Below are 22702 nucleotides of genomic sequence, written 5' to 3'. Positions count from 1 at the left end.
ATAAATCTCCTTTTAAAGAACTGATTGTATTACTTCTTTCATCTTTTTTAATGCCAATGCCCGATGACTAATTTCATTTTTTTCTTCTTTTGAGAGTTCAGCCATTGTTTTATTCTTTTGCGGGATATACATAATAGGGTCATAACCGAAACCATTTTCACCTTTAGGTTCATGAGTAATTTTCCCTTCACATGTTCCGTCAACCAATATTGTACTATGTCCTGGAATCGCTAGTGCCAATGAACAATGAAAACGGGCAGCACGCTCCGAGTCTTTTACGCCTATTAGTTCATGTAAAACTTTCTCCATATTTGCACGATCATCTTTATTTGGCCCTGCGTATCTAGCTGAAAAAACCCCAGGCTCTCCATTCAGAGCATCTACAATCAATCCAGAATCGTCAGCTAAAGTTGCAATATTATATTGTTTCGCAATGGTTTCAGCTTTTTTTGTTGCATTCTCACGAAATGTTAGACCATCCTCGACTACATCAATAACACTTTCTAAATTAAGTAAAGATTTTACACGAAATCCAAATTGAGAAAATAGTTCCTCAAATTCACGAATTTTCCCTTTATTTTTCGTCGCAATTAAAATTTCTTTCAAAAAGGCCACCTACAATTCTTTTTTAGGAAGTACTTTTATTTTATCTGCAAAGTCACCAATAGCAGCCCTTTGTTCTATAAATAATTCATCAATACCCTTTTGGGCTAATTCTAACAATTGATTAAGTTGATCTCTAGAGAAAGTTGCCTCTTCACCAGTTCCTTGCAATTCAACGAATTGACCACTACCAGTCATTATTACGTTCATGTCAACATTCGCACTTGAATCTTCTATGTAATTTAAATCAAGAATTTCTCCAAGCTTCTGATCAATTCCAACCGATACAGCTGCTAAGTAATCTTTAATTGGGAATTTATCAATTTTACCTGAATCCATACATTTTTTTACCGCTAATACTAATGCGACAAATGCTCCGGTTATAGAAGCCGTTCTAGTACCACCATCAGCCTGTATCACATCACAATCAATCCAAATTGTCCGTTCACCTATTTTCTCTAAGTCAACAATCGACCTTAATGCTCGGCCAATTAATCGTTGTATTTCCATTGTTCTCCCGGTAACTTTCCCTTTCGAAGACTCCCGAATATTTCGTTGTTCTGTCGCTCTTGGTAGCATAGAATATTCCGCAGTAATCCAACCTTTACCTTGATTACGTAGAAATGGTGGAACCCGATCTTCAATACTCGCTGTACATATAACTTTTGTATCACCTATTGTAATTAACACTGACCCTTCTGGGTGTTTAATAAAATCCGTTTCTATACGAACCGGTCTAAGTTCATCTAATTGACGTCCATCAACACGCATTCATACTCCTCCTTTATTTCATTCAAATTCTATCATACCAATGTTTAAGTTTTTCTACAAACCTTATATCATATATATATTTTCTCTAATATTCCTATTAAATAATCCATACTAATTAGGCACAGTTTATATGTTATACAAACTCCAAGTTACTAGGTCATCTTTATTCTTAGCTAAAAAGTGGTAAAGGCCGTTCTGAATTTAATGTTATTCGTAAACGAAATGAGGTGTCTTAGCTTAGACACCTCACAATATAATTGTTAGTATTTACCTGAGTTCACTTTAAGTGGTCTCGATACAGGTTCTGACAACAACTCCCCTGTAGCCATTTGCACTTCACTTTCACCATTAACTTCAATTGCTACTTTTTCAACACCACTTTGCTCAGTTAATGATAATACTAGGAGATTTAAAACTTCGTCACTGATGGCTGTTCCTTCATTATGATTTAGGACCGCTTCATTAAAGTTTACAGTAACCACACCATTTGCATATCGCGGTTCTTCTAGTAATTCAACACCAGAACGGAAATCAGTTAACAATCTAGAAAAGCTAGAAGGTCCCATTAATAGCTGTGAAATAACTGCTGTTAATTGATCTTCTTTTGCGTTAACTCTTCTCGTAACAGGAACATAATAAACATTATCACCATTTTGCGCTAAGAAATATACTGTTACAGCCTTACTATTAGTTACGTCTACTACATTCTCCGTTTCAAGATTTATACCATTTAAACGACTTAAACCTTCACCAATAGGTGTTTCGTTTACAGGCATTACTTCTTGATCATAACCATTAATACGGATCTTTACAGCTTCTACACTATCAAATTGAGTTAACGTCCATGTGATTGCTTGAAGGAGCTTTAATTCATCTTCTGGACGATACTCTTTAAATTGCTCAGAAAAGTCCGCAATGGCTATCCCGTCTTTAATATTCACTCCATAAATTTCAGTTCCAGCTGGAATTACAGCTTGAAAACCGTTTGGTAAATACTGTGTTACCGGACCGTCTTTCACTAAATATTCCAACGCTTGTTTTGCAACACCTTCAGTTTTAGGTAACGCTAACGTTTGTGGTGCCACTAATCCATTTTGATCAAGCAAGTATAGCTCTCTCTTAGTTTCTTCATTCACCATATCAGTATTTGTTTCTTCAGTAACCATTTCCTCCTCCATGCTAAATTCGAAGGAAGTACTTTCGTCAACATAACTGATAGGTGGCGGATCAGTTTCATCCATTATTTTATTTGCCCCAAAACTACAACCGGATACAAGAAATGCTAGTGCAATCAGCACTGGAACTCCTGTTTTGAAACTTCTATGCATGCTTTTCCCTCCTTAGGTGGTTTGTACTATTATGTATACGAGTTATTTTTGTTTTTAGACCAACCCTTTTGGTAAATTTATTCTTTAAAAGGGATTCTATTAAAGAAAAGCGCAAGCGCCTTGGTCACGAGCGATAGGCACTGGAAGACCTTTGACAGAAGCCGCTCTTTGGCTTCCGAAAAAGCCTGAAGTGACCGAGCTCGTAGGCGCTGAAGCTAGACAGTTTCCAAGTTAGAAATTTACAAATTCTGATTATGTAAGAAAAGCGCAAGCGCCCTTGCTCATCGACGTAATAAGCTGGACTGAGTCGAGTGAGATATAGGAGAGTCGAAAGTCGTTAGACTTTCGTTCTCGACTTATTGTAGACGAGACGAAGGAAGCTTTCTAGTCGATAGGGCACTTGCGCTAGACAGTTTCTAAGTTAGAAATTTTATACTTCCTTACCTGATTAAAACAAAAAAGCCCTTCTCAAAGGACTTTTTACGTAAGTTTTATAGTAGTAACTAAAGGAACGTTGGTTTCTAACCAGCTTTGGGCAAAGTTTTTAAAGCGAATTTCTTCACCAGTTGTATAAAAAGTATGATTAGGTCTTCTATTACCAGTGTAGAGAATTCCTTTATGATATAAAAGGGCACTTACTTCTCGAGCGGTTTCATCCCCAGATGAAATAATCTCAATTTCATTACCCATCACTTCTTGAATTACTTCACTTAAAAGTGGGTAATGAGTACAACCTAGAATAAGCGTATCGATGTTGGTGCCTTTTAGTGGAGTTAAACTTTTAGAGACAGCATCATAAGCTTCTTGGCCGTTAAATGCCCCCCTCTCTACAATTGGAACAAAAAGTGGACAAGCTAAACTTTCAACTTTTACTTTATTATTAATGCTTGTAAGTGTTTTTTTGTATGCTCCGCTATTAATGGTACCAACTGTTCCTATCACTGCTACATGATCATTTTTTGTAACTTTTAATGCAGAAATAGCTCCAGGGTGAATAACACCGATAACAGGAATAGATAATTTACTTTTTGCTTCTTCTAACACCACTGCCGTAGCAGTATTACATGCAATAACTAACATTTTTATTTCTTTTTCAAGTAAGTAATTTATCATTTCCCAAGTGAATTTTCTAACTTCTTCCTGCGGTCTAGGGCCGTACGGACAACGAGCTGTATCCCCAATATATAAAACCTCTTCTTTAGGAAGTTGACGTAACATCTCTTTGACTACCGTTAAGCCTCCTATACCCGAATCAATAACTCCTATTGCTCTATTCAATGCTTTCCCTCTTTTTCGTCTCTAAATTATTACTCTCTTTTCATTTCTTGATAAAGGTGACTTAAGTTTTGTTCAAGCACATTAACTTCTTCTTCAGATAAATGTTTAAGTACATCATTCAAATAGTCTTGACGCTTAATAATCACTTGTTCAATAATTGTGGCACCTTTATTTAGTAAATGTATTCGAACAACCCTTCGATCATTTGTATCTTTGACTCTCTCGACTAACTCGTTTTTTTCCATGCGATCAACTAAATCTGTTGTTGTGCTACATGCTAAGTACATTTTTGTAGATAATTCACCAATTGTCATATCTCCATATTCATGAAGCCACTGCAAAGCTACGAATTGTGGTGGGGTAATAGGAAATTGTGTTAATATTTCTCTCCCCTTTTGTTTTACAATATCAGCAATCATACGTAATGATTTTTCGATATGCACCACTTGCTCCATTTCTTTATTTAGTTTTTCTCCCATTCTGTACCTCCTTAATTGGATAATCACCAGTTCGACATATTATGTTTTCATTTTCCTTGTTTTTTATCATAATTTCAAGTCTTCTATCGTAATCATTTCACAAAATATTTTATCCTACTCTTGAGGGGTAGAAAGACCACCACCTCAAAAACAAGAAAAGCGCAAGCGCCTTGGTCACGAGCAGCTGCTCCTGTGCCACTCCGTTTGCTCAAGAGCAAAGCTGCATGAAGCTAATCAACGAAGGATTTCAAGAGGTAATTGAAGTCAGTTGCTTGACTGAAGTGACCGAGCTCGTAGGCTGCTTGCGCTAGACAGTTTCCAAGTTAGAAATTTATAAATTCTGATTATGTTAAAAAAAACCGAAAAGTTTTTGTTGGGGATTAACTCCCCCTAAAGAATCGGATAGAATAATTTCATCAGTGAAAGCTAATGATTAGTTAATATTATTCCTGTGGTAAAAGTTAAACAGCATTCAGTGAGAGATGAAGAAATCCCCACTGATTGTTGTTTAGCTAACAGTTTTTGTAAATCCTACCTTACCAAAACCGGAATATATTTATATTAAGTACAGGACGTAGAGTTTAGCTAGGGAACGTAAAATAAAGGAGCTATAAATTTATAGCCCCTTTAAATGGTAAATTACTTAAGAACTTTAGTTTTAACTAACTCTTCAACTTCCGTTGCAGTGCTTAGCATTAAAGCTTCATTAGCAATATTTTCTAGTTCTTGTTTAGAAAGTTTTGCAATTAACGTTCGAGCAGGTAAAATCGAAGTTGCACTCATACTAAATTCGTCTAGACCTAGACCTAAAAGTAGAGGAATAGCAATTTCGTCTCCTGCCATCTCGCCACACATCCCAGCCCATTTACCTTCTTGATGAGCCGCCTTAATAACAGAACTTACCAAACGTAAAACAGCTGGGTTATACGGCTGATACAAATATGAAACTTGCTCATTCATACGATCAGCTGCCATTGTGTATTGGATTAGATCATTGGTACCGATACTAAAGAAATCCACTTCTTTTGCAAAAATATCAGCAATCACAGCAGTAGATGGAATTTCAACCATCATCCCTACTTCAATTGTTTCTGAAACTTCTACTCCATTAGCTTTTAACTTTTCTTTTTCATCATTAAGGATTGCTTTAGCTTCACGTAACTCTTCAAGAGTAGCAATCATCGGGAACATAATTTTTAAATTTCCATAATGACTTGCTCGAAGAAGAGCTCGTAACTGTGTGCGGAAAATGTCCTGTTCTTCTAAACACAAGCGGATCGCTCTGTATCCTAAGAACGGGTTCATTTCTTTTGGCAATTCTAAGTATGGTAACTCCTTATCTCCACCAATATCTAGAGTTCGGATAACAACAGGTTTTCCTTCCATCTTTTCAACAACAGTTTTGTAAGCTTCAAACTGCTCATCTTCTGAAGGAAGTTCATTTCTACCCATATATAAAAACTCAGTACGATAAAGACCAATTGCTTCTGCACCATTATTAATAACACCCTCAAGATCATTTGGCGTACCAATATTAGCAGCTAATTCTACATGATGTCCATCTTTAGAAAGAGTCTTCTCGTTAACAAGCTTTGCCCACTCTCTTTTTTGAGCTTCAAAACCTTCTCTTTTTGCTTCATATTCTGAAACTTCTGCATCTGTTGGGTTAACGATTACAGTTCCTTCTATACCATCTACAATAACAAGTACTCCAGCTTCAATTTGTGTAGTAGCTTCTTTCGTACCTACTACTGCAGGAATTTCTAAAGAGCGAGACATAATCGCTGAATGCGATGTTCTTCCACCGATATCTGTCGCAAAACCTTTCACATAATTGCGGTTTAATTGAGCTGTATCAGACGGAGTTAAATCTTCACCAATGATAATAACTTCTTCGTTAATACTTGCTAAAGATGCTGTTTGAACACCTAACAAGTGACCAAGGACACGTCTAGAAACATCACGAATATCGGCTGCTCTTTCTTTCATATATTCATTATCCATGCTTTCAAACATAGTAATAAACATCGAAGAAACATCATCCATTGCACTTTCAGCATTAATATTTTCAGATTTAATTTTATCCTTTACAGAATCAACAAGCTCAGGATCACTTAAAACGAGTAAGTGCGCTTCAAAAATAGCAGCCTTATCATCACCCATTTCTTGTTTAGCTGTTTCTTGAATAACTTTTAATTCTTTTTTTGATTGTTCTATAGCTAAATCAAGTTTACTTACTTCTTCATCAGTATTATCAACCGATTTTCGTTCAACTGTTAGATCTGGATTCTCCAATTTAAACGCTTTCGCAATGGCAATCCCGCTAGAAGCGCCAATACCTTTAATTAGTTTTGACATTACTCTCCTAGACCACCTTTAATTACTTCTTCGATAGCAGCTAAAGCTTGATCAGCGTCAGATCCTTCCGCTTTAATCGTTACATCAGCACCTTGTCCAACTCCAAGTGACATAACACCCATGATAGACTTTAAATTAACTGTTTTCTCTTTGTATGTTAATGTGATGTCAGACTGAAATTGCCCTGCTTTATTTACTAATAATGTTGCTGGTCTTGCATGAATTCCCGTATCTGCTGTAATTTTAAAAGTTTTTTCTGCCATTTAAAACACTCCTTAATAGAATTAATAAAATTTTTATTGAACTTCGAAACTAACCTAATAAAAATTCAAAAAAAGTTAGAGTCAAAAGTTTTAACAAAACCCTTGTATGTAGATCGTTTACAAAACAAAAGACATGGGTAAAGTTAAACATGACGAAAAAATAGATGATTCTAGTATTAGAATTCCCCATATTATCGTACATATATACAACTTTACTCATGCCTGATCGGATCAGTAACACGTAAATTTTGTTCTGTTGCAACAAATTATAGCACAATTCAGCAAATGTTTTCAATAGCTTTAGTTGAAAAATAAAGACGTTTACATAAGAAGGCGTCCGCCTATAGGCGACAAACACTGGAAGGCCTACTCTAGCGGTCGGTTTTTGACCGAAAGAGTAGGCCTGAAGTGGTCGAGCCGATGGCGCCTGGAGCTAGACAATTGAAGTCAGTTGCTTGACTGAAGTGACCGAGCTCGTAGGCTGCTTGCGCTAGACAGTTTCCAAGTTAGAAATTTTATGCTTTCTTACCTTGTAAAAAAGCCGGCCTTCTAAAATAGAAAGCCGGAACCATTAAATTTCTAGATAACCTAACCGCACTAACTCAATGACTGCTTGCGAGCGCCCCTTTACTCCAAGCTTTTGCATTGTGTTCGAAATATGATTACGAACAGTCTTTTCACTTATGAATAGCTGCTGTGCAATTTCCTTTGTAGTCTTGTCTTGAACTAGTAATTCAAATACTTCCTTCTCACGTTTTGTGAGTAGTGGCTTAGGACGGAATTCGTGATCTTTCAATTAATTCACCCTCTCTTGCACGGGCTGCAGTGAATAGGATATTTTAATATTTAGCTACGATATCCTATGTAAGGGGATGTTCCCATGTGACTTATTTATGAGAAGATGTGAAAGAAGTTTCGTCTTTTTTTATAAATTCCGTGCCCATTTTTATCTTTTTGATCCTTAGATTACTTTAGCGATAAAGGGGCACATTCTATTAATAATTATTATCACTACCAAAGAAGTTTTTAAAAGATTGTATTGTTGTGTCACGGTTTAGAGCCGCAATAGATGTCGTTAAAGGAATTCCTTTAGGACATGCTTGAACACAGTTTTGAGAATTACCACAATTTGATAAACCACCATCATCCATTATTGCTTCAAGTCGTTCCGCTTTATTCATTGCGCCTGTTGGATGAGCGTTAAAAAGACGAACCTGAGACAATGGCGCCGGACCAATAAAAGGAGATTTACTATTAACATTAGGACATGCCTCTAAGCAAACTCCACATGTCATGCACTTAGACAATTCGTATGCCCATTGACGTTTACCTTCTGCCATTCTTGGACCTGGCCCTAAATCAAATGTCCCATCGATAGGAATCCACGCCTTTACTTTCTTTAAAGATTCAAACATTTTCGTGCGATCTACTAATAAATCACGAATGACCGGAAACGTACGCATCGGTTCTAACCGAATCGGTTGCTCAAGTTGATCAATAAGAGCAGTACAGGATTGCCTTGGTTTCCCATTAATAGTCATCGAACAGGCTCCACATACTTCTTCTAAGCAACTCATATCCCACGTGATAGGAGTTGTTTTTTTACCGGATGCATTTATTGGATTTCTACGCATTTCCATTAAAGCTGAGATGACATTCATATTTTCACGATACGGTATTACAAATTCGTCTTTGAAAGGCGTAGATTCGGGATCCGCTTGTCTGGTAATGATAAATCGAATGGTTTTTTGACTCATGCCTTTTCACTCACTTTCTTTTTAGTGGTGTAGTCGCGCTTTCGCGGTTTGATTAATGAAACATCTACTTCTTCATATTCAAACTCTGGACCATTCAATTGAGCATTATATTTTGCCTTTGTTGTCTTTAACCATTCTTCATCATTACGGTCTGGAAATTCTGGCTTGTAATGTGCCCCCCTACTTTCGTTACGGTTATAAGCACCTATTGTGATTACTCTTGCTAAATTTAACATTCCTTCAAGTTGACGTGTAAAGGCTACACCTTGATTACTCCATTTTGTTGTATCTGAAATATTTATATTTTTATAGCGCTCAATTAACTCTAATATCTTCTCATCCGTTTTTAATAGACGTTTGTTTTCACGAACTACCGTCACATTTTCCGTCATACTAGCACCAAGTTCTTGATGAAGTTGGAATGCATTTTCTTTCCCATCCATTTTTAACAGTGAATCGAATTTACTTTCTTCCTCTTTTAAGTAACGGTCATATAATGCTGTAGAAATATCTTCAACAGACTTTTCGAGTCCATTTATATATTCAACAGCTTTAGGGCCTGCTACCATCCCACCGAATATGGCAGAAAGTAACGAATTTGCTCCCAGACGGTTGGCACCGTGTTGTGAGTAATCTACTTCCCCGGCAGCAAATAAACCAGGAATGTTTGTCATTTGATTATAATCTACCCATATTCCTCCCATAGAGTAATGAACTCCAGGAAAAATTTTCATTGGTACCTTACGAGGATCATCTCCCATGAATTTTTCATAGATTTCCATAATACCACCAAGTTTAATATCCAATTCTTTAGGATCTTTATGTGAAAGATCGAGATAGACCATGTTTTCTCCATTAATTCCTAACTTCTGATTCACGCACACATCAAAAATTTCTCGTGTAGCAATATCACGAGGTACTAAGTTTCCATACGCAGGATATTTTTCTTCTAAAAAGTACCAAGGCTTTCCATCTTTATATGTCCATACACGTCCACCTTCTCCACGAGCTGACTCACTCATTAGGCGAAGTTTATCGTCTCCCGGAATAGCTGTAGGATGAATTTGGATAAACTCACCATTCGCATAATATACACCTTGCTCATATAATTTAGCAGCAGCAAAACCTGTATTTATCATTGAATTAGTTGATTTACCGAATACTATCCCTGGACCACCTGTAGCAATAATTACTGCATCACCTTTGAAGTATTCAACTTTTGAAGAATTTAGATTTTGAGCAACAATTCCACGACATATACCATCATCATCAATTATTGCTGATAAAAATTCCCAGCCTTCAAACTTATTAACGAGACCTTTTGTTTCAAACCTTCGCACTTGCTCATCCATCGCATATAATAATTGCTGACCTGTAGTGGCTCCAGCAAAAGCTGTTCGATGATATTGAGTACCACCAAAGCGACGAAAATCTAGTAATCCTTCAGATGTACGGTTAAACATCACACCCATGCGGTCAAATAAATGAATAATACCAGGTGCAGCTTCACACATTGCCTTAACTGGTGGTTGATTTGCTAAAAAGTCACCACCATAAATAGTATCATCAAAATGTTCAGCTGGTGAATCTCCCTCACCTTTTGTATTTACAGCCCCGTTTATACCACCTTGGGCACAAACAGAGTGAGAACGTTTTACGGGAACAACTGAAAATAAATCTACTTTAACTCCTGCTTCTGCTGATTTTACTGCGGCCATTAATCCTGCTAGACCACCACCAACTATCACAATTTTTCCTTTACTCATATGAGATCACTCCTCCATATTTTGCTAGATAAATGCTAAGATTGCACGAATACCAACAAACGTTAACGCCACGAAAACACCAAGCGTTACATAGGTTGAAATTTGCTGTGACCTTTGAGTAATGGTGATTCCCCATGTGACGAAAAACGACCATAGTCCGTTAGCAAAGTGAAACGTTGCCGCTACTATTCCTACAATATAAAACGTTAAGATAAACGGATTAGCGACGATATTGGCCATCATATCAAAGTCAACAGGCGTTCCTAAAGCAGCAGCAACTCTTGTTTCCCAAACATGCCAAGCTAAAAAAATTACTGTAATTACTCCAGTGGTACGTTGTAATCTAAACATCCAGTTTCGAAAGTAACCATACGTATTTGTGTTATGCTTTGCTTGAAAAGCAATAAATAGACCATACACAGCATGGAATAGTAAAGGTAAAAATATGAAAAAGATTTCTAATAAGTACCTGAATGGGAGATTCTCCATAAAATGAGTTGCCGCATTGTAACTCTCAGCACCATGGACTGCAGTATAATTAACCATTAAATGAACAATTAAAAAAATTCCCACTGGTATAACACCTAATAAAGAATGTAACTTACGATATAAAAATTCTCGATTTCCAACCATACGTTTTCCTCCTGTCCATTGTTTTTTAGTAGGTTTATTCATCGGATAATTCTATTTTGGTAAAGTCCTACTACCAATATTTATTCATTAACTTTGAATGATTTCCTCTATTTATATAACTTTTCTATAAAAATACCTTAGAGACCCTTTAAATTATGTACAAATCTTAGTTATTGAAAACCTTATTTATGAAACCTTTGGTTTGCAACTGCATTTTTTGAAAATATTATGACAATTTCATTTTAACGTCTATATATATTCAGCGTCAAGAAAGCGAATACAAGTTAATACTAATGAAACAAAAAAATAATGCAAAATGGCTCATTGAAGTATATACTTTCAATGAGCCATTTATTACCCTATGATAATTCGTTCGGTAGGATACTTATAATAACTTTTCGTTTCCTTTTTACGAATTGAGAAAAGAAAAGCAATGAGTCCTACACGTCCAATAAACATCAAAACCATTAATATCATTTGACTTGGCAAAGTTAAATCTGGCGTAATCCCCATAGATAATCCACAAGTTCCAAAAGCAGAACTTGCTTCAAATATGATTGCCATCAAAGCTATTTCACTACTATTTTCAAAAGCTGCAATTAAAATAATCGCTAAAAATAACATAACGAGAAAAACAGATAATACTATGAATGATTTTTGTCGATCTTCTTGATGTATCTCCCGACCAAATACTTTGACATCCGTTTTCCCTAATGCAAAACTACGAATGGTTAAAAACATAACTGCTAAAGTTGTCGTACGAATCCCACCACCCACACTCGATGGGCTTGCACCTATAATCATCAAACCTGACAACAGTAATAATGTTGCTAAGCTAAGTTGCGAGACATCCATTGTTGCTAGCCCACCGCTTCTTGCTGTAGCTGAATTAAATAACGAATAAAATAGTTGTTGATGCCATTCAAGCTCCACATAATAGTGGCCCATTTCCAACAACCAAATTGATACAAAACCAAAAACAAAAACAATGAAATAAGTGGTTGTGGTAATCTTTGTAAATAAGCTAAATTTAAAATTCGGGTGAGCTTTTGAAAAGTATTGCTTCAATTCCATTAATACCGGAAAACCAATTGCACCAGCAAAGATCAATAAGACAACAATTAGTTGTACAAAATAATCATTAGCAAAAGGAATTAATGATTCTCCAGTCACGTCAAACCCGGCATTTGTGAATGCACTTAAAGATGCAAAAGCGCCTTGATAATATGCTTCTCCAACCGTATCAAAGTAATTTAAAAAGTATGTACCTAATATTAAAGCTCCAATTAGCTCAATAATTAATGCAACAAACAAAATACCGCGCATTAAATTTACTAAGCCAGAAAATGTATTTTGATTTTGGTCAACCATAATCAGCATTCGTTGTGACAAAATGATCTTCCTACCAAATAACATCCACACAAACGTCCCAAGGGTCATAATACCAATTCCACCCAACTGGATGGCAATGGCTAAAAAGATAATTCCTATATAACTAAATGTCTCTGAAACATTTACAACTGTTAGCCCCGTCACACTAACTGCACTAACTGAGGTAAACAATGCTTCAGAGTAAGTAACTGAGACACCAGGAAGGTGTGAAATCGGCAAATATAATAACAAGCTAAATAAAAACATTGCTATTATATATGAAATAATAATAATTCTGAATGGGGTTAGAAATTTCCCCTTTGAAAAATTCATAACTACATACCTCCGAATCCACTCGGGGTTTAGTATACCATATTTTGCACAAGTTTATATAGTACATTCTAAAGGAAAAGAGATATAATAATAACTGAATGTACGGCAAAAAAAGTGGGGGAAAAAAATGATTTTTAAACATAAAGAGAGAAATTTAACTGAACACACCGAAGAGTTACAAATACCATTGTTTGGCTATGAACTCTTAAGAGAGGAAGTACTTCCCGACCTATTAGGAAAAGACCATAATGTTATTTTATATTGGGCAGGAAAATCATTAGCTAGAAAATATCCACTTTCTTCAATTGACGAACTGATCGCTTTTTTTGATAAAGCGGGTTGGGGCAACCTAGTATTAGTGAAGGAAAAGAAGACAGAAGCAATGTTTGAATTAACTTCATTTCTATTTGATCAAAAAAAATCGTTTTCTGCTCCTTTAGAAGCTGGTTTTATAGCAGAACAAATCCAAAACATACAAGGATTTATTACTGAAGCAAACGAGGTTTCTAAAATAGGAAAGTTAAAAAAAGTTGTTTTTCATGTTAAATGGGATCTAGAAGACCGTGTTACAACATAGTAAACAACTAAAAAAGGAAATAACTTTATGGTTTTCTACCATGTAAAAAAGAGTTGAACCATAATCAATTGGTTAACTCTTTTTTGTCTTTTTTCACTTTATCTTTGAAGAACTTTTATTTCGTCTAACTTAAATTCTTTATGTAGCGTTTCTACCGCCTTAACCATTTCATTTTGATCAATAACTGTTGAAACTTTAATCTCAGACGTACTAACCATCTTTATTAAGATTCCTACATCAGAAAGAGACTTAAACATAATTCCGGCTACCCCAGGGTTTGAAATCATTCCAGAGCCAACAATTGAAACTTTTGCCAGCCCTGTTTCATGTTGGATTTCCTCATATAAAAGAACTGAGCGATTTCCTTCTAAAACCTCAAGAGTTTCAGTTAACTTTTCAGAGTTAATTGAAAAAGAAATATTGGTATTCTCACTATCAATCACATTTTGAATAATAATATCAACGTTAATATTGTTTGCTGCTAGCGTAGTAAATAGATTTGATAGCCCTGAAATATTATTAGGCATCCCACACACTGAAATTTTTGTTACATTACTTTCAAAAGCTAACCCTCTTACAACTAGATTTTCTTCCACTGACGCTTCCTCCTCTATCATTGTTCCTTCTTCCTCAACCATACTAGAACGAACTGTTAACTTCACTTGGAAATTTTTCGCAAATTCAACCGCACGAGGGTGTAAAACCCCAGCACCTAAATTTGCTAATTCCAACATTTCATCGTAAGAAATTGAACTTAACTTTCTAGCCTCTTTCACCACTCTAGGGTCAGTTGTAAACACACCTGTAACATCTGTAAAGATATCACATCGGTCCGCCTTTAAACCTGCAGCTAAAGCTACGGCTGTCGTATCGGAACCTCCTCTTCCTAATGTGGTAATCTCTCCACTTTCTGTTACCCCTTGAAACCCTGCGACAATAACAATTTTTCCTGTGGTCAAATAATTCGTTATTTTTTCTTTTTCAAAATTAACAATTCGAGCATTGCTATGGCAAGCTTCCGTTATTATTCCTGCTTGCCACCCCGTTAGCGATACTGTATCATAACCTCTTTCTTGAAGTGCCATTGCTAAAATCGATATAGTTACTTGTTCACCTGTAGAAAGTAGCATGTCCATCTCACGCTTACTCGGCTTTTCAGTAACTCCTTTTGCTAATGCAACTAATTCGTCTGTAGATTTTCCCATTGCTGAAACAACCACAACAACTTGGTCACCATTTTCAACAGTATTAATCACTCTGTTTGCTACATTTTTAATTCGTTCGATATTACCAACTGATGTTCCACCGAACTTTTGAACAACTAAAGCCATTTGACTACCATCCTTTCAAATTTTAGTTTCCCAAAAATTCTATCCCTGTAATTCATTCGTGAAAATCCCGTCCTACATACGATAATAAACAAAAAGCATCAGTAAGGAAGACTCCTCACTGATGCTTTAACAAATGTAGTCAAAACAAAAAGAAACTATTATTGTTCCCTTTCACGTGAGATAGTTCTCCACACAACCATTGGGATCGATTGTGTGACAGCTCTACATTTATTCAATGTAGGTCCAGTATAATAGTAGTGAGTTACTGATTATACTTCGGCAAATTCCCCTTTCAGCTATAATCACCGGACCTCATCGCCCTCCTATAACATACTAATGGTTTTTGCGCCTCTACCACCACTTCATTTTTGAAGTATTGGATATTCAATTAATAAATATTGTAACAGAATACTATTAGAATGTAAAATACTAGGTTAGAGAGAACTCGTTCTAGCTTCGCTAGAACATCGGAAATTCAGATGGAGTCTCAACTCCACCTGAATGGAAGTTCCCACCTACGCTACGCTTAGAGGTGGGGGTCTATGACTTAAGTTCAAATCAGTTTGATTACAAACTCCTTTTTCTGCCTCTACCCTTTCAGTTTTTCCATTAATCCTAGAGCTACCTTTTCCGGTATTCCAATCTGACGAAAGTCTTCTAAACTAGCTTCTTTCATCTTTTTTACAGAGCCGAAATGTTTTAATAGGAGTCGTTTGCGTTTTTCACCAACTCCTTCTATTTCATCTAACACAGAAGAGAAGAGACTCTTACTACGAATTTGTCGGTGAAAAGTAATTGCAAAGCGGTGAACTTCATCTTGAATTCTTTGTAATAAATAGAATTCCTGACTATCTCGCTTTAACGGTACAACCACAGGCGGATCACCCTTTAATAATTGCGATGTACGGTGTTTTTCATCTTTAGCTAAGCCACATACTGGTATTGTAAGGCCTAGTTCATCTTGAACAACACTCTGCGCGGCAGAAATTTGCCCTTTCCCCCCATCTATAACGATTAAGTCAGGTAACGGTAAGTTTTCTTTTAACTGTCTAATATATCGCCTTCGAATTACTTCGCGCATAGATTCATAATCATCAGGCCCTTGAACAGTACGAACTTTATACTTACGATAACCTTTCCTGTTAGGTTTCCCATCAACAAAACTAACCATCGCTGAAACTGGATCTACACCTTGAATGTTCGAGTTATCAAAAGCTTCAATAACTTTTGGGGTTGGGATTTTTAGTGCAAAACCTAAATTCTCGATAGCTTTAATTGTTTTTGATTCGTCTCTTTCGATTAAATCAAACTTTTCCTTTAAAGCAGCTGTAGCGTTTTGTATCGCTAATTCTACTAATTCCTTTTTCTGACCACGTTGCGGATGAACTGTTCGCACTTGTAGAAATTCACTTGTTAGGTCTTTATCTATTGAATTTGGAAGAAAGATTTCCTTTGGCTTTATATGTTCCTTTTGACTATAAAATTGTCCTAAAAACGTTAGAAACTCTTCATCTGGTTCTTGGAGAACTGGAAAAATAGATACATCCCGTTCGATTAGCTTACCCTGTCGAATAAAAAATACTTGTACACACATCCAGCCTTTATCGTAATAAAAACCAAATACGTCTCGGTCAATTTCATCGGTAATTGTTATCTTTTGTTTTTCCATGACTGCTTCTATATGTTGGATTTGATCACGATATTCCTTTGCTCGTTCAAACTCAAGATTTTCAGCTGCGGCTTCCATCTTCGAAATTAGTTCTTTTTTTATCGTCGTATGACCGCCATTTAAAAAACGCGTTATTTCCTCTACCATTTCTTTATTTGTAATACTACTAACTTCTTGAATACATGGACCCAAGCATTGATTAATATGAAAATAAAGACAGACACGTTCTGGTATAGTTGTACATTTTCGTAACGGATAAAGACGATCTAGTAGTTTTTTTGTCTCATTTGCAGAGCCTGCATTTGGATATGGTCCAAAATACTTCCCCTTATCCTTTTTTACCTTTCTTGTAGTGATGAGTCTAGGGTGTTCATCAGCAGTAATTTTTAGATAAGGATAACTTTTGTCATCTCTTAACATAACATTGTATTTTGGATCGTACTTTTTAATTAAATTTAATTCTAAAATTAATGCCTCAAGATTAGAGGAAGTAATGATATATTCAAAGTCATCAATTTCACTGACTAAAAGCTGGGTTTTGCCATTATGAGAACCCGAAAAGTAGGATCTCACCCTATTTTTTAATATTTTCGCTTTACCAACATAAATGACCGTACCTTTTGAGTCCTTCATCAAATAACAACCTGGCTGATCTGGTAAGATCTCTAATTTCTTCTTAAGCTTTTCCATCTGTTTAATCACCACTCTTTACTTTATATTACTCTTAAGCTGGTATGATAAGTTTTTGGTGTTTTATCAGTAAACTATAGCATAGGATCAAAAGTCGAACAAACGGTATTATTTAGAATAGAAAAAGTCCACTATCCTTAAATGGACAGTAGACTTTTCATTGATTAAGCTCTCATGTGGGTAGTAATCCCAAATAAATAGAAAAAAGCTTATAAATGTTTATTTAATAATTCTGCTAATGCTTCTTTTGGTTGAAAGCCGACTACTTGATCTACAACTTCACCATTTTTTAATACTAATAATGTAGGGATACTCATTACACCAAATTTACTTGCAGTTTCTTGATTTTCATCTACATCAATTTTTGCAATCTTTACTTTGTCATTGAATTCTCCATCAAGTTCTTCAAGAACTGGAGCAATCATTTTACAAGGACCACACCAAGGTGCCCAAAAATCAACCAATACTACACCTTCACTTGTTTCACTAGTAAAGGTTTGGTCAGTAACATTTACAATAGCCATTGTTAAAATCCTCCCTAAATACCATTTTATACTCACGCGTATTATATCATTATTTATTTAGTGCATGCTACTAAATTGCTTACAATAAGAAATTTCCCTTAAACGAAGAAATTATCCCTACAACCACTCAAACTTCAAAAACTTAGCCTTATTAATTTATGATATCTATTGGCGAAATCTTAACTGCACTAATTTTAAAGCCTGGTATTTTGCAGGTTGGATCTAATGAGTCAGATATCAAACAGTTAACATTTTGGGTTTCTGCCCAATGAAAAGGAACAAAAACTGTGTCTTGGCGAATGTGTTTAGACCATTTGCTTCTTACTATGATCTTCCCTTTTTTAGATTCAATTTGGACCAAACTGTTATCTTGAATTCGGTATTTCATTGCAGTTGATGGGTGAATTTCTATAAAAGACTCAAAGTTTCTTGCAGCTAAAGCCGAACTTTTTCTCGTTTGTACACCTGTTAAATAATGAGCCAATACCCTTCCAGTCGTTAAATACAGAGGATATTCTTCACTAATATTTTCTTTTGACACAGTTGAATAATTTGAAACAGGAATAAGCACAGCCTTTTCATCTGAATGAGCAAATGATGTTTCAAATAACCTTTTCGAACCTTGATGATTTATCGAAGGACACGGCCATAGGATTCCATTCTCTTCTCTTAATCGGTCGTACGTAATACCGTAGTAATCTGCTATTCCACCACGACTTGCCACTCTCAGTTCATTAAAAATATCTTCTACAGATGTAAAAGAAAAGTATTTTCCTTTTCCAAGAGTATGACTAATTTCACAAATAATTTGCCAGTCATGCTTAACTTCTCCTGGACATGCCCTCGATGCTTCTCGTAACGTGACACGCCCTTCTAAATTCGTTAATGTTCCTTCATCTTCTAAATAAGACGATGAAGGTAAAATTAAATCAGCATGTCTGGCAGTTTCAGAAATGAACATATCGACAACGACCAAAAACTTTAATTTTTGAAAAGCTTCTTTTACGAAATTTGCATTTGGGTTGGAAACAACTGGGTTGGAACCCATCAAAAACATCCCCTTAATTTCCCCCCTATGAATCTCTTCCATCATTTCATAAGCAGAGACACCTTTTCTCGGTAAGTCCTTTTCATTAATTCCCCATATTTCCGAAATATATTTACGGTGCTCTTCATTGTCAATCAACCGATACCCTGGTAATTGATCAGCCTTTTGCCCATGTTCTCTTCCGCCTTGTCCATTCCCTTGCCCAGTTATAGCACCATAGCCACAACTAGGTTTTCCAATCTTCCCTGTTACCAAAAGGATATTCAATAGATTTCTGACAGCCATAACCCCATCTGTTTGTTGTTCTACACCTCGAGCAGTAAAAATCATTCCTGATTCTTCTTCTCCAAATTTCCTAGCTGCTCTTTGAATATGCTCAATTTCGATGCCAGTTATTTGTTCAATCTCATTTAAGTCAACAGCATTTAGATGCTTTTCTAATTCTGGAAATCCATTCGTTCGATCTTGAACAAAAAGATCATCAACAAAATTTTCTTCGATGATTACTTTTAATAGTCCATTTGCTAGTGCAGCGTCTGTACCTGGTTTTAGCTTTAGATGTAGGTCCGCCATTTTCGTCGTTTCTGTTTCGCGTGGATCAATGACAATAATATAAGCTCCGTTTTCCTTTGCTTTATGAAAATAAGGAGTCATTGTCGGCTGACATTCTGCAAGATTTGACCCTACTATAATAATACACCTTGAATTTGGGATCTCTGACAAACTATTAGTTAACCCTCGATCAATACCAAAGGCTTGATTTGCCGCTGTTGCTGCTGCTGCCATACAAAAACGCCCGTTGTAATCAATGTATTTTGTTTTTAATGAAACACGTGCAAACTTCCCGAGTAAATAAGCTTCTTCATTAGTTAAAGAGCCACCGCCGTAAACAGATAGTGCATTTAAACCATATTCAGATTGAATACGAGTAAAATTTATTTTTATATGTTCTAAAGCTTCTTCCCATGAAATTTGAACAAATTCACTATCTTTCTTTAAAAGAGGATACTTAATGCGCTCTTTGTGCAGTGCATGCTGATGAGCATTTAAACCTTTAATACATAAACGACCTTGTGACGTCGGATTATCTTTTGAGATTGTTTTATATTTTTTATTTGTAAAGGAAGATTGTTCAATTAATTGCATCTTACATTGCATACTACAATAAGGACATTGTGTATCATATGTTTTTTCGGCCTGCCATTTTTGTTGGTTGGTTCGAAAGTACTTTAATAACATCTCGGTCATAGTTACTCATTCCTTTAAATCATTTTTAATGCTGGCGACTTTCTTTGTGTAGAAGTCTCCATTTCTAATCGGGTTAGTAATACATTACAAAGTTCTTCATCAAACAACACTTCACGAACATGGATTAGGCCAATACGATCTAACCATTCTCCAGTAGTCTCTAAATAATTTGCCGTTTCACGGTAGTATTGGATAAATGCGCTTATTAACTTAATAACTTCTTCGTCATTTTCAGTAACGCATAATAAATTTCCAACCTTAACATTCCGTCCACTGTTACCACCAACATAAATTTCCCAACCTCGATCAATACGTACGATTCCTACATCTTTCGTCGTTGCTTCAGCTCCATCGTGGATACATCCTGAAATACTCATATTCACACGGTGAGGTGTTTGAATAAATTCCATACTTTGTTCTATACGAATTGCTAGATCAATGGCTTCTTCTTTATCACATTTACACACATTTTCACCCATACATGTTCGTACAGGTTGAACCGTATGTTCATTTCTGGAGCACAATCTCATGCCTAAATCAGACCATATACCTTGTAAATATTCTTTTTTCACACCATTTAAACTGATTCGTTGCCCGCTTGTCAGTGTAACAGACGGGATACTATACTTCTCAACTACGTCTGCAATTTTACGTAATTCTTTAGCATCTGTTACACCACCATACATTTGTGGTATGACTGAAAAAGTCCCATCATTTTGTAATGTAGCATTCATATTTTCGTTAAAAAAAAGCGATTCTTGTTTTTTTACATAAGTTGGATATATCATTGCTAAATAATAGTTTAAAGCTGGACGACAGGTTGAACAGCCAGATTCGGTTTTCCAATTAAGTGCTTTCACTACTTCTTCAATAGAAACTAGGTTTTGAACTTGAATTTGATGAACAACTTCATCTTCTGATAACGCCGTACACCCACAAAAAGGTATTTTTTCTATAACTTCATCAAATTCAGGACTTTGAATATAGTTTAATAGATCTTGAACTAATGGCTTACAGCTTCCACACGAACCAGATGCTTTTGTACACTTTTTCACTTCTCCAATAGTTGTTATATCATTTTTTTGACAAGCTTCAATAATTTTCCCTTTAGAAACACTATTACATTGACAGATAATACTGCTAGAATCCATAGCTTGGACTTGTGTTTCTGTCATATTTGGTGGTTGAAACATTTGAACATTCTCTAAATCAGTTACATCTTTTTGCTTTATTATCATATCTAAAATTCGTGAGCCATCACTCGTATCCCCGAACATAACTGCACCAATCATTTTATTACCTTTGAAAATAATTTTCTTATAAACACCTTCAAGTTCATCATAAACTTTTACAGTTTTCGAAGTATCATCTTCATTCAATTGACCGACAGAGAATAAATCAACACCAGAAATCTTTAATTGAGTCGAAAGGACAGAGCCCTTGTAGCCTTCAGTTTCAATATGACATATCGATTTAGCTAGTACTTTTCCTTGTTCATACAATGGTTTGACTAATCCATATACCATTCCTCTATGCTCTACACATTCTCCTACAGCATAAATATCTGGTATATTTGTTTGTAAAAAATCATTTACAATAATGGCTCGATTTGTTTCGATGCCACTTTCTTTTGCTAACTGAATGTTTGGTGTTACTCCCACAGCCATCACAACTAACTCTGCTTCTATTTCTGTTCCGTCCTTAAACCGTAAGCCTCGCACACGATGATCTCCAATAATTTCTTCGGTCATTTTTTCTAGTAAAAAATTCATACCTTGACTTTCTAATTCTTTTTGCAGTAAATGAGATGCCGTTTCATCTAATTGTCTTTCCATTAAAAAAGGAGCTAAATGTACGACATCAACGCTCATCCCCAAGTTTAGTAAACCTCTAGCCGCCTCTAACCCTAAAAGTCCCCCACCAATCACTACTGCTTTTTTATATCGTTTTGAATATTCAATCATTTTTTGGCAATCTTCAATCGTACGGAAAGGAATAACCCCTTCCTTCTTAGCCCCAGGAATAGGAAGCATAAATGGTCTTGACCCGGTCGCTAAAATCAATTTATCATAACCTACTACACGATTTTGATCGGTTATAATCATTTTTTTCTCTTTATCTATTTTGACAACTGTTTCATTTGTAAATAATTCTATATTATTTTTTTCATACCAATTTTGATCATTAATTATAATGTCTTCAATGGATGTATCGCCTTGAAGAACTGTCGAAAGCAAAATACGATTATAGTTAACATGTGATTCTTTTCCGAAAATGGTAATATCAAAGGCCTCAGAATTATTTTTAATTATTTCCTCAACACTACGAACACCAGCCATACCGTTACCTACAACTAATAATTTTTTTCTCATCAAGATAATCTCCTAACAAAATCATAATGTTGTAGCTAATTGCTACTATTTACTTATTCTTTCATAAAATGAGTTAAAATAAAGAAATTACGTCACATTTACTCACATACAAAATAAACATTGATGTATCATAATGTTATTTTCTATTTTTAAATATAAAGAAAAATATAGACTTTCTATAAAATTTGTATTAAGAAAAGTGCACCAGCATAAGACACCCCCTCCACGAATCGGGATCAAACGAGTAAATTCGTTTACTAGCTTGAGAATTTATCAAGCAAAACTTAAATCAATGGGGGGTTC

At 35.6% G+C, this 22702-nt stretch carries 18 protein-coding genes and 1 riboswitch; of the genes, 1 reads left to right on the top strand and 17 read right to left on the bottom strand.

The genetic code is table 11. From position 1 onward, the window contains the following. Positions 1-12: 12 nt before the first annotated feature. The 12 genes from BKP45_RS12180 to BKP45_RS12125 form a co-directional block, all read right to left on the bottom strand. Entirely contained in the window at positions 13-606 is a 594-nt protein-coding gene (locus BKP45_RS12180; protein WP_071389941.1) for an XTP/dITP diphosphatase, read from the bottom strand. Between the two features lie 9 nt (positions 607-615). Beyond that, positions 616-1374 (bottom strand): ribonuclease PH, encoded by a 759-nt coding sequence (gene rph / locus BKP45_RS12175; RefSeq protein ID WP_071389940.1) that lies wholly within the window; start codon positions 1372-1374, stop codon positions 616-618. Between the two features lie 260 nt (positions 1375-1634). Continuing rightward, positions 1635-2702: a GerMN domain-containing protein gene (locus tag BKP45_RS12170; protein WP_071389939.1), complete on the bottom strand. Its 1068-nt coding sequence runs from the start codon at positions 2700-2702 to the stop codon at positions 1635-1637. A 480-nt stretch (positions 2703-3182) separates the two neighbouring features. After that, positions 3183-3980, bottom strand: coding sequence for a glutamate racemase (racE, locus tag BKP45_RS12165; RefSeq protein ID WP_071389938.1), 798 nt, complete (start codon positions 3978-3980; stop codon positions 3183-3185). A gap of 29 nt (positions 3981-4009) precedes the next feature. Continuing rightward, positions 4010-4459 carry a MarR family winged helix-turn-helix transcriptional regulator gene (locus BKP45_RS12160; RefSeq protein ID WP_071389937.1) on the bottom strand — a complete coding sequence of 150 codons (450 nt, stop codon included), beginning with the start codon at positions 4457-4459 and terminating at the stop codon, positions 4010-4012. A 639-nt stretch (positions 4460-5098) separates the two neighbouring features. Next, the gene (ptsP, locus tag BKP45_RS12155; protein ID WP_071389936.1) at positions 5099-6817 is read right to left on the bottom strand and encodes a phosphoenolpyruvate--protein phosphotransferase; all 1719 of its coding nucleotides are present in this window, start codon (positions 6815-6817) and stop codon (positions 5099-5101) included. Next, positions 6817-7080 carry a phosphocarrier protein HPr gene (locus tag BKP45_RS12150; RefSeq protein WP_071389935.1) on the bottom strand — a complete coding sequence of 88 codons (264 nt, stop codon included), beginning with the start codon at positions 7078-7080 and terminating at the stop codon, positions 6817-6819. The genes ptsP and BKP45_RS12150 overlap by 1 nt, the downstream gene beginning before the upstream one ends. A gap of 571 nt (positions 7081-7651) precedes the next feature. Beyond that, positions 7652-7876, bottom strand: coding sequence for a helix-turn-helix domain-containing protein (locus tag BKP45_RS12145; RefSeq protein ID WP_071389934.1), 225 nt, complete (start codon positions 7874-7876; stop codon positions 7652-7654). A gap of 199 nt (positions 7877-8075) precedes the next feature. Continuing rightward, positions 8076-8837 (bottom strand): succinate dehydrogenase iron-sulfur subunit, encoded by a 762-nt coding sequence (sdhB, locus tag BKP45_RS12140; RefSeq protein WP_071389933.1) that lies wholly within the window; start codon positions 8835-8837, stop codon positions 8076-8078. Next, positions 8834-10603: a succinate dehydrogenase flavoprotein subunit gene (sdhA, locus tag BKP45_RS12135; RefSeq protein WP_071389932.1), complete on the bottom strand. Its 1770-nt coding sequence runs from the start codon at positions 10601-10603 to the stop codon at positions 8834-8836. Before sdhA ends, sdhB begins: the two co-directional genes overlap by 4 nt. Before the next feature lie 24 nt (positions 10604-10627). Further along, entirely contained in the window at positions 10628-11236 is a 609-nt protein-coding gene (locus tag BKP45_RS12130) for a succinate dehydrogenase cytochrome b558 subunit (protein WP_071389931.1), read from the bottom strand. A gap of 354 nt (positions 11237-11590) precedes the next feature. After that, complete coding sequence (locus BKP45_RS12125) at positions 11591-12940, bottom strand: TrkH family potassium uptake protein (RefSeq protein WP_071389930.1); 1350 nt, start codon at positions 12938-12940, stop codon at positions 11591-11593. 127 nt (positions 12941-13067) lie between these two features. Between BKP45_RS12125 and BKP45_RS12120 the strand changes: the two genes are divergently transcribed. After that, positions 13068-13517: a YslB family protein gene (locus BKP45_RS12120; RefSeq protein WP_071389929.1), complete on the top strand. Its 450-nt coding sequence runs from the start codon at positions 13068-13070 to the stop codon at positions 13515-13517. Positions 13518-13615: 98 nt separating this feature from the next. Here the strand turns inward: BKP45_RS12120 and BKP45_RS12115 are convergent, their stop codons facing one another. From BKP45_RS12115 to nirB, 5 genes are all read right to left on the bottom strand, one after another. Beyond that, the gene (locus BKP45_RS12115) at positions 13616-14848 is read right to left on the bottom strand and encodes an aspartate kinase (RefSeq protein WP_071389928.1); all 1233 of its coding nucleotides are present in this window, start codon (positions 14846-14848) and stop codon (positions 13616-13618) included. 173 nt (positions 14849-15021) lie between these two features. Then, positions 15022-15210, bottom strand: a riboswitch (Lysine riboswitch). 227 nt (positions 15211-15437) lie between these two features. Then, positions 15438-17207 carry an excinuclease ABC subunit UvrC gene (uvrC, locus tag BKP45_RS12110; protein WP_071389927.1) on the bottom strand — a complete coding sequence of 590 codons (1770 nt, stop codon included), beginning with the start codon at positions 17205-17207 and terminating at the stop codon, positions 15438-15440. A gap of 209 nt (positions 17208-17416) precedes the next feature. Further along, positions 17417-17731 (bottom strand): thioredoxin, encoded by a 315-nt coding sequence (gene trxA / locus BKP45_RS12105; protein ID WP_071389926.1) that lies wholly within the window; start codon positions 17729-17731, stop codon positions 17417-17419. Between the two features lie 151 nt (positions 17732-17882). Then, positions 17883-20027 carry an assimilatory nitrate reductase catalytic subunit NasC gene (gene nasC / locus BKP45_RS12100; protein ID WP_071389925.1) on the bottom strand — a complete coding sequence of 715 codons (2145 nt, stop codon included), beginning with the start codon at positions 20025-20027 and terminating at the stop codon, positions 17883-17885. A 14-nt stretch (positions 20028-20041) separates the two neighbouring features. Beyond that, positions 20042-22402 (bottom strand): nitrite reductase large subunit NirB, encoded by a 2361-nt coding sequence (nirB, locus tag BKP45_RS12095; protein ID WP_139193819.1) that lies wholly within the window; start codon positions 22400-22402, stop codon positions 20042-20044. Positions 22403-22702: the final 300 nt, after the last annotated feature.

It is taken from the genome of Anaerobacillus alkalidiazotrophicus, from assembly GCF_001866055.1.
Note: the sequence above shows the minus strand (reverse complement) of the source record. Positions and strands in the feature narration are given on the sequence as shown.

Excerpts from the sequence above, each read along its gene's own strand:
- rph (WP_071389940.1), bottom strand. The coding sequence starts at position 1,374 with ATGCGTGTTGATGGACGTCAATTAGATGAACTTAGACCGGTTCGTATA.
- BKP45_RS12170 (WP_071389939.1), bottom strand. The coding sequence starts at position 2,702 with ATGCATAGAAGTTTCAAAACAGGAGTTCCAGTGCTGATTGCACTAGCA.
- BKP45_RS12160 (WP_071389937.1), bottom strand. The coding sequence starts at position 4,459 with ATGGGAGAAAAACTAAATAAAGAAATGGAGCAAGTGGTGCATATCGAA.
- ptsP (WP_071389936.1), bottom strand. The coding sequence starts at position 6,817 with ATGTCAAAACTAATTAAAGGTATTGGCGCTTCTAGCGGGATTGCCATT.
- BKP45_RS12150 (WP_071389935.1), bottom strand. The coding sequence starts at position 7,080 with ATGGCAGAAAAAACTTTTAAAATTACAGCAGATACGGGAATTCATGCA.
- sdhB (WP_071389933.1), bottom strand. The coding sequence starts at position 8,837 with ATGAGTCAAAAAACCATTCGATTTATCATTACCAGACAAGCGGATCCC.
- sdhA (WP_071389932.1), bottom strand. The coding sequence starts at position 10,603 with ATGAGTAAAGGAAAAATTGTGATAGTTGGTGGTGGTCTAGCAGGATTA.
- BKP45_RS12130 (WP_071389931.1), bottom strand. The coding sequence starts at position 11,236 with ATGGTTGGAAATCGAGAATTTTTATATCGTAAGTTACATTCTTTATTA.
- BKP45_RS12125 (WP_071389930.1), bottom strand. The coding sequence starts at position 12,940 with ATGAATTTTTCAAAGGGGAAATTTCTAACCCCATTCAGAATTATTATT.
- BKP45_RS12120 (WP_071389929.1), top strand. The coding sequence starts at position 13,068 with ATGATTTTTAAACATAAAGAGAGAAATTTAACTGAACACACCGAAGAG.
- BKP45_RS12115 (WP_071389928.1), bottom strand. The coding sequence starts at position 14,848 with ATGGCTTTAGTTGTTCAAAAGTTCGGTGGAACATCAGTTGGTAATATC.
- uvrC (WP_071389927.1), bottom strand. The coding sequence starts at position 17,207 with ATGGAAAAGCTTAAGAAGAAATTAGAGATCTTACCAGATCAGCCAGGT.
- trxA (WP_071389926.1), bottom strand. The coding sequence starts at position 17,731 with ATGGCTATTGTAAATGTTACTGACCAAACCTTTACTAGTGAAACAAGT.
- nasC (WP_071389925.1), bottom strand. The coding sequence starts at position 20,027 with ATGACCGAGATGTTATTAAAGTACTTTCGAACCAACCAACAAAAATGG.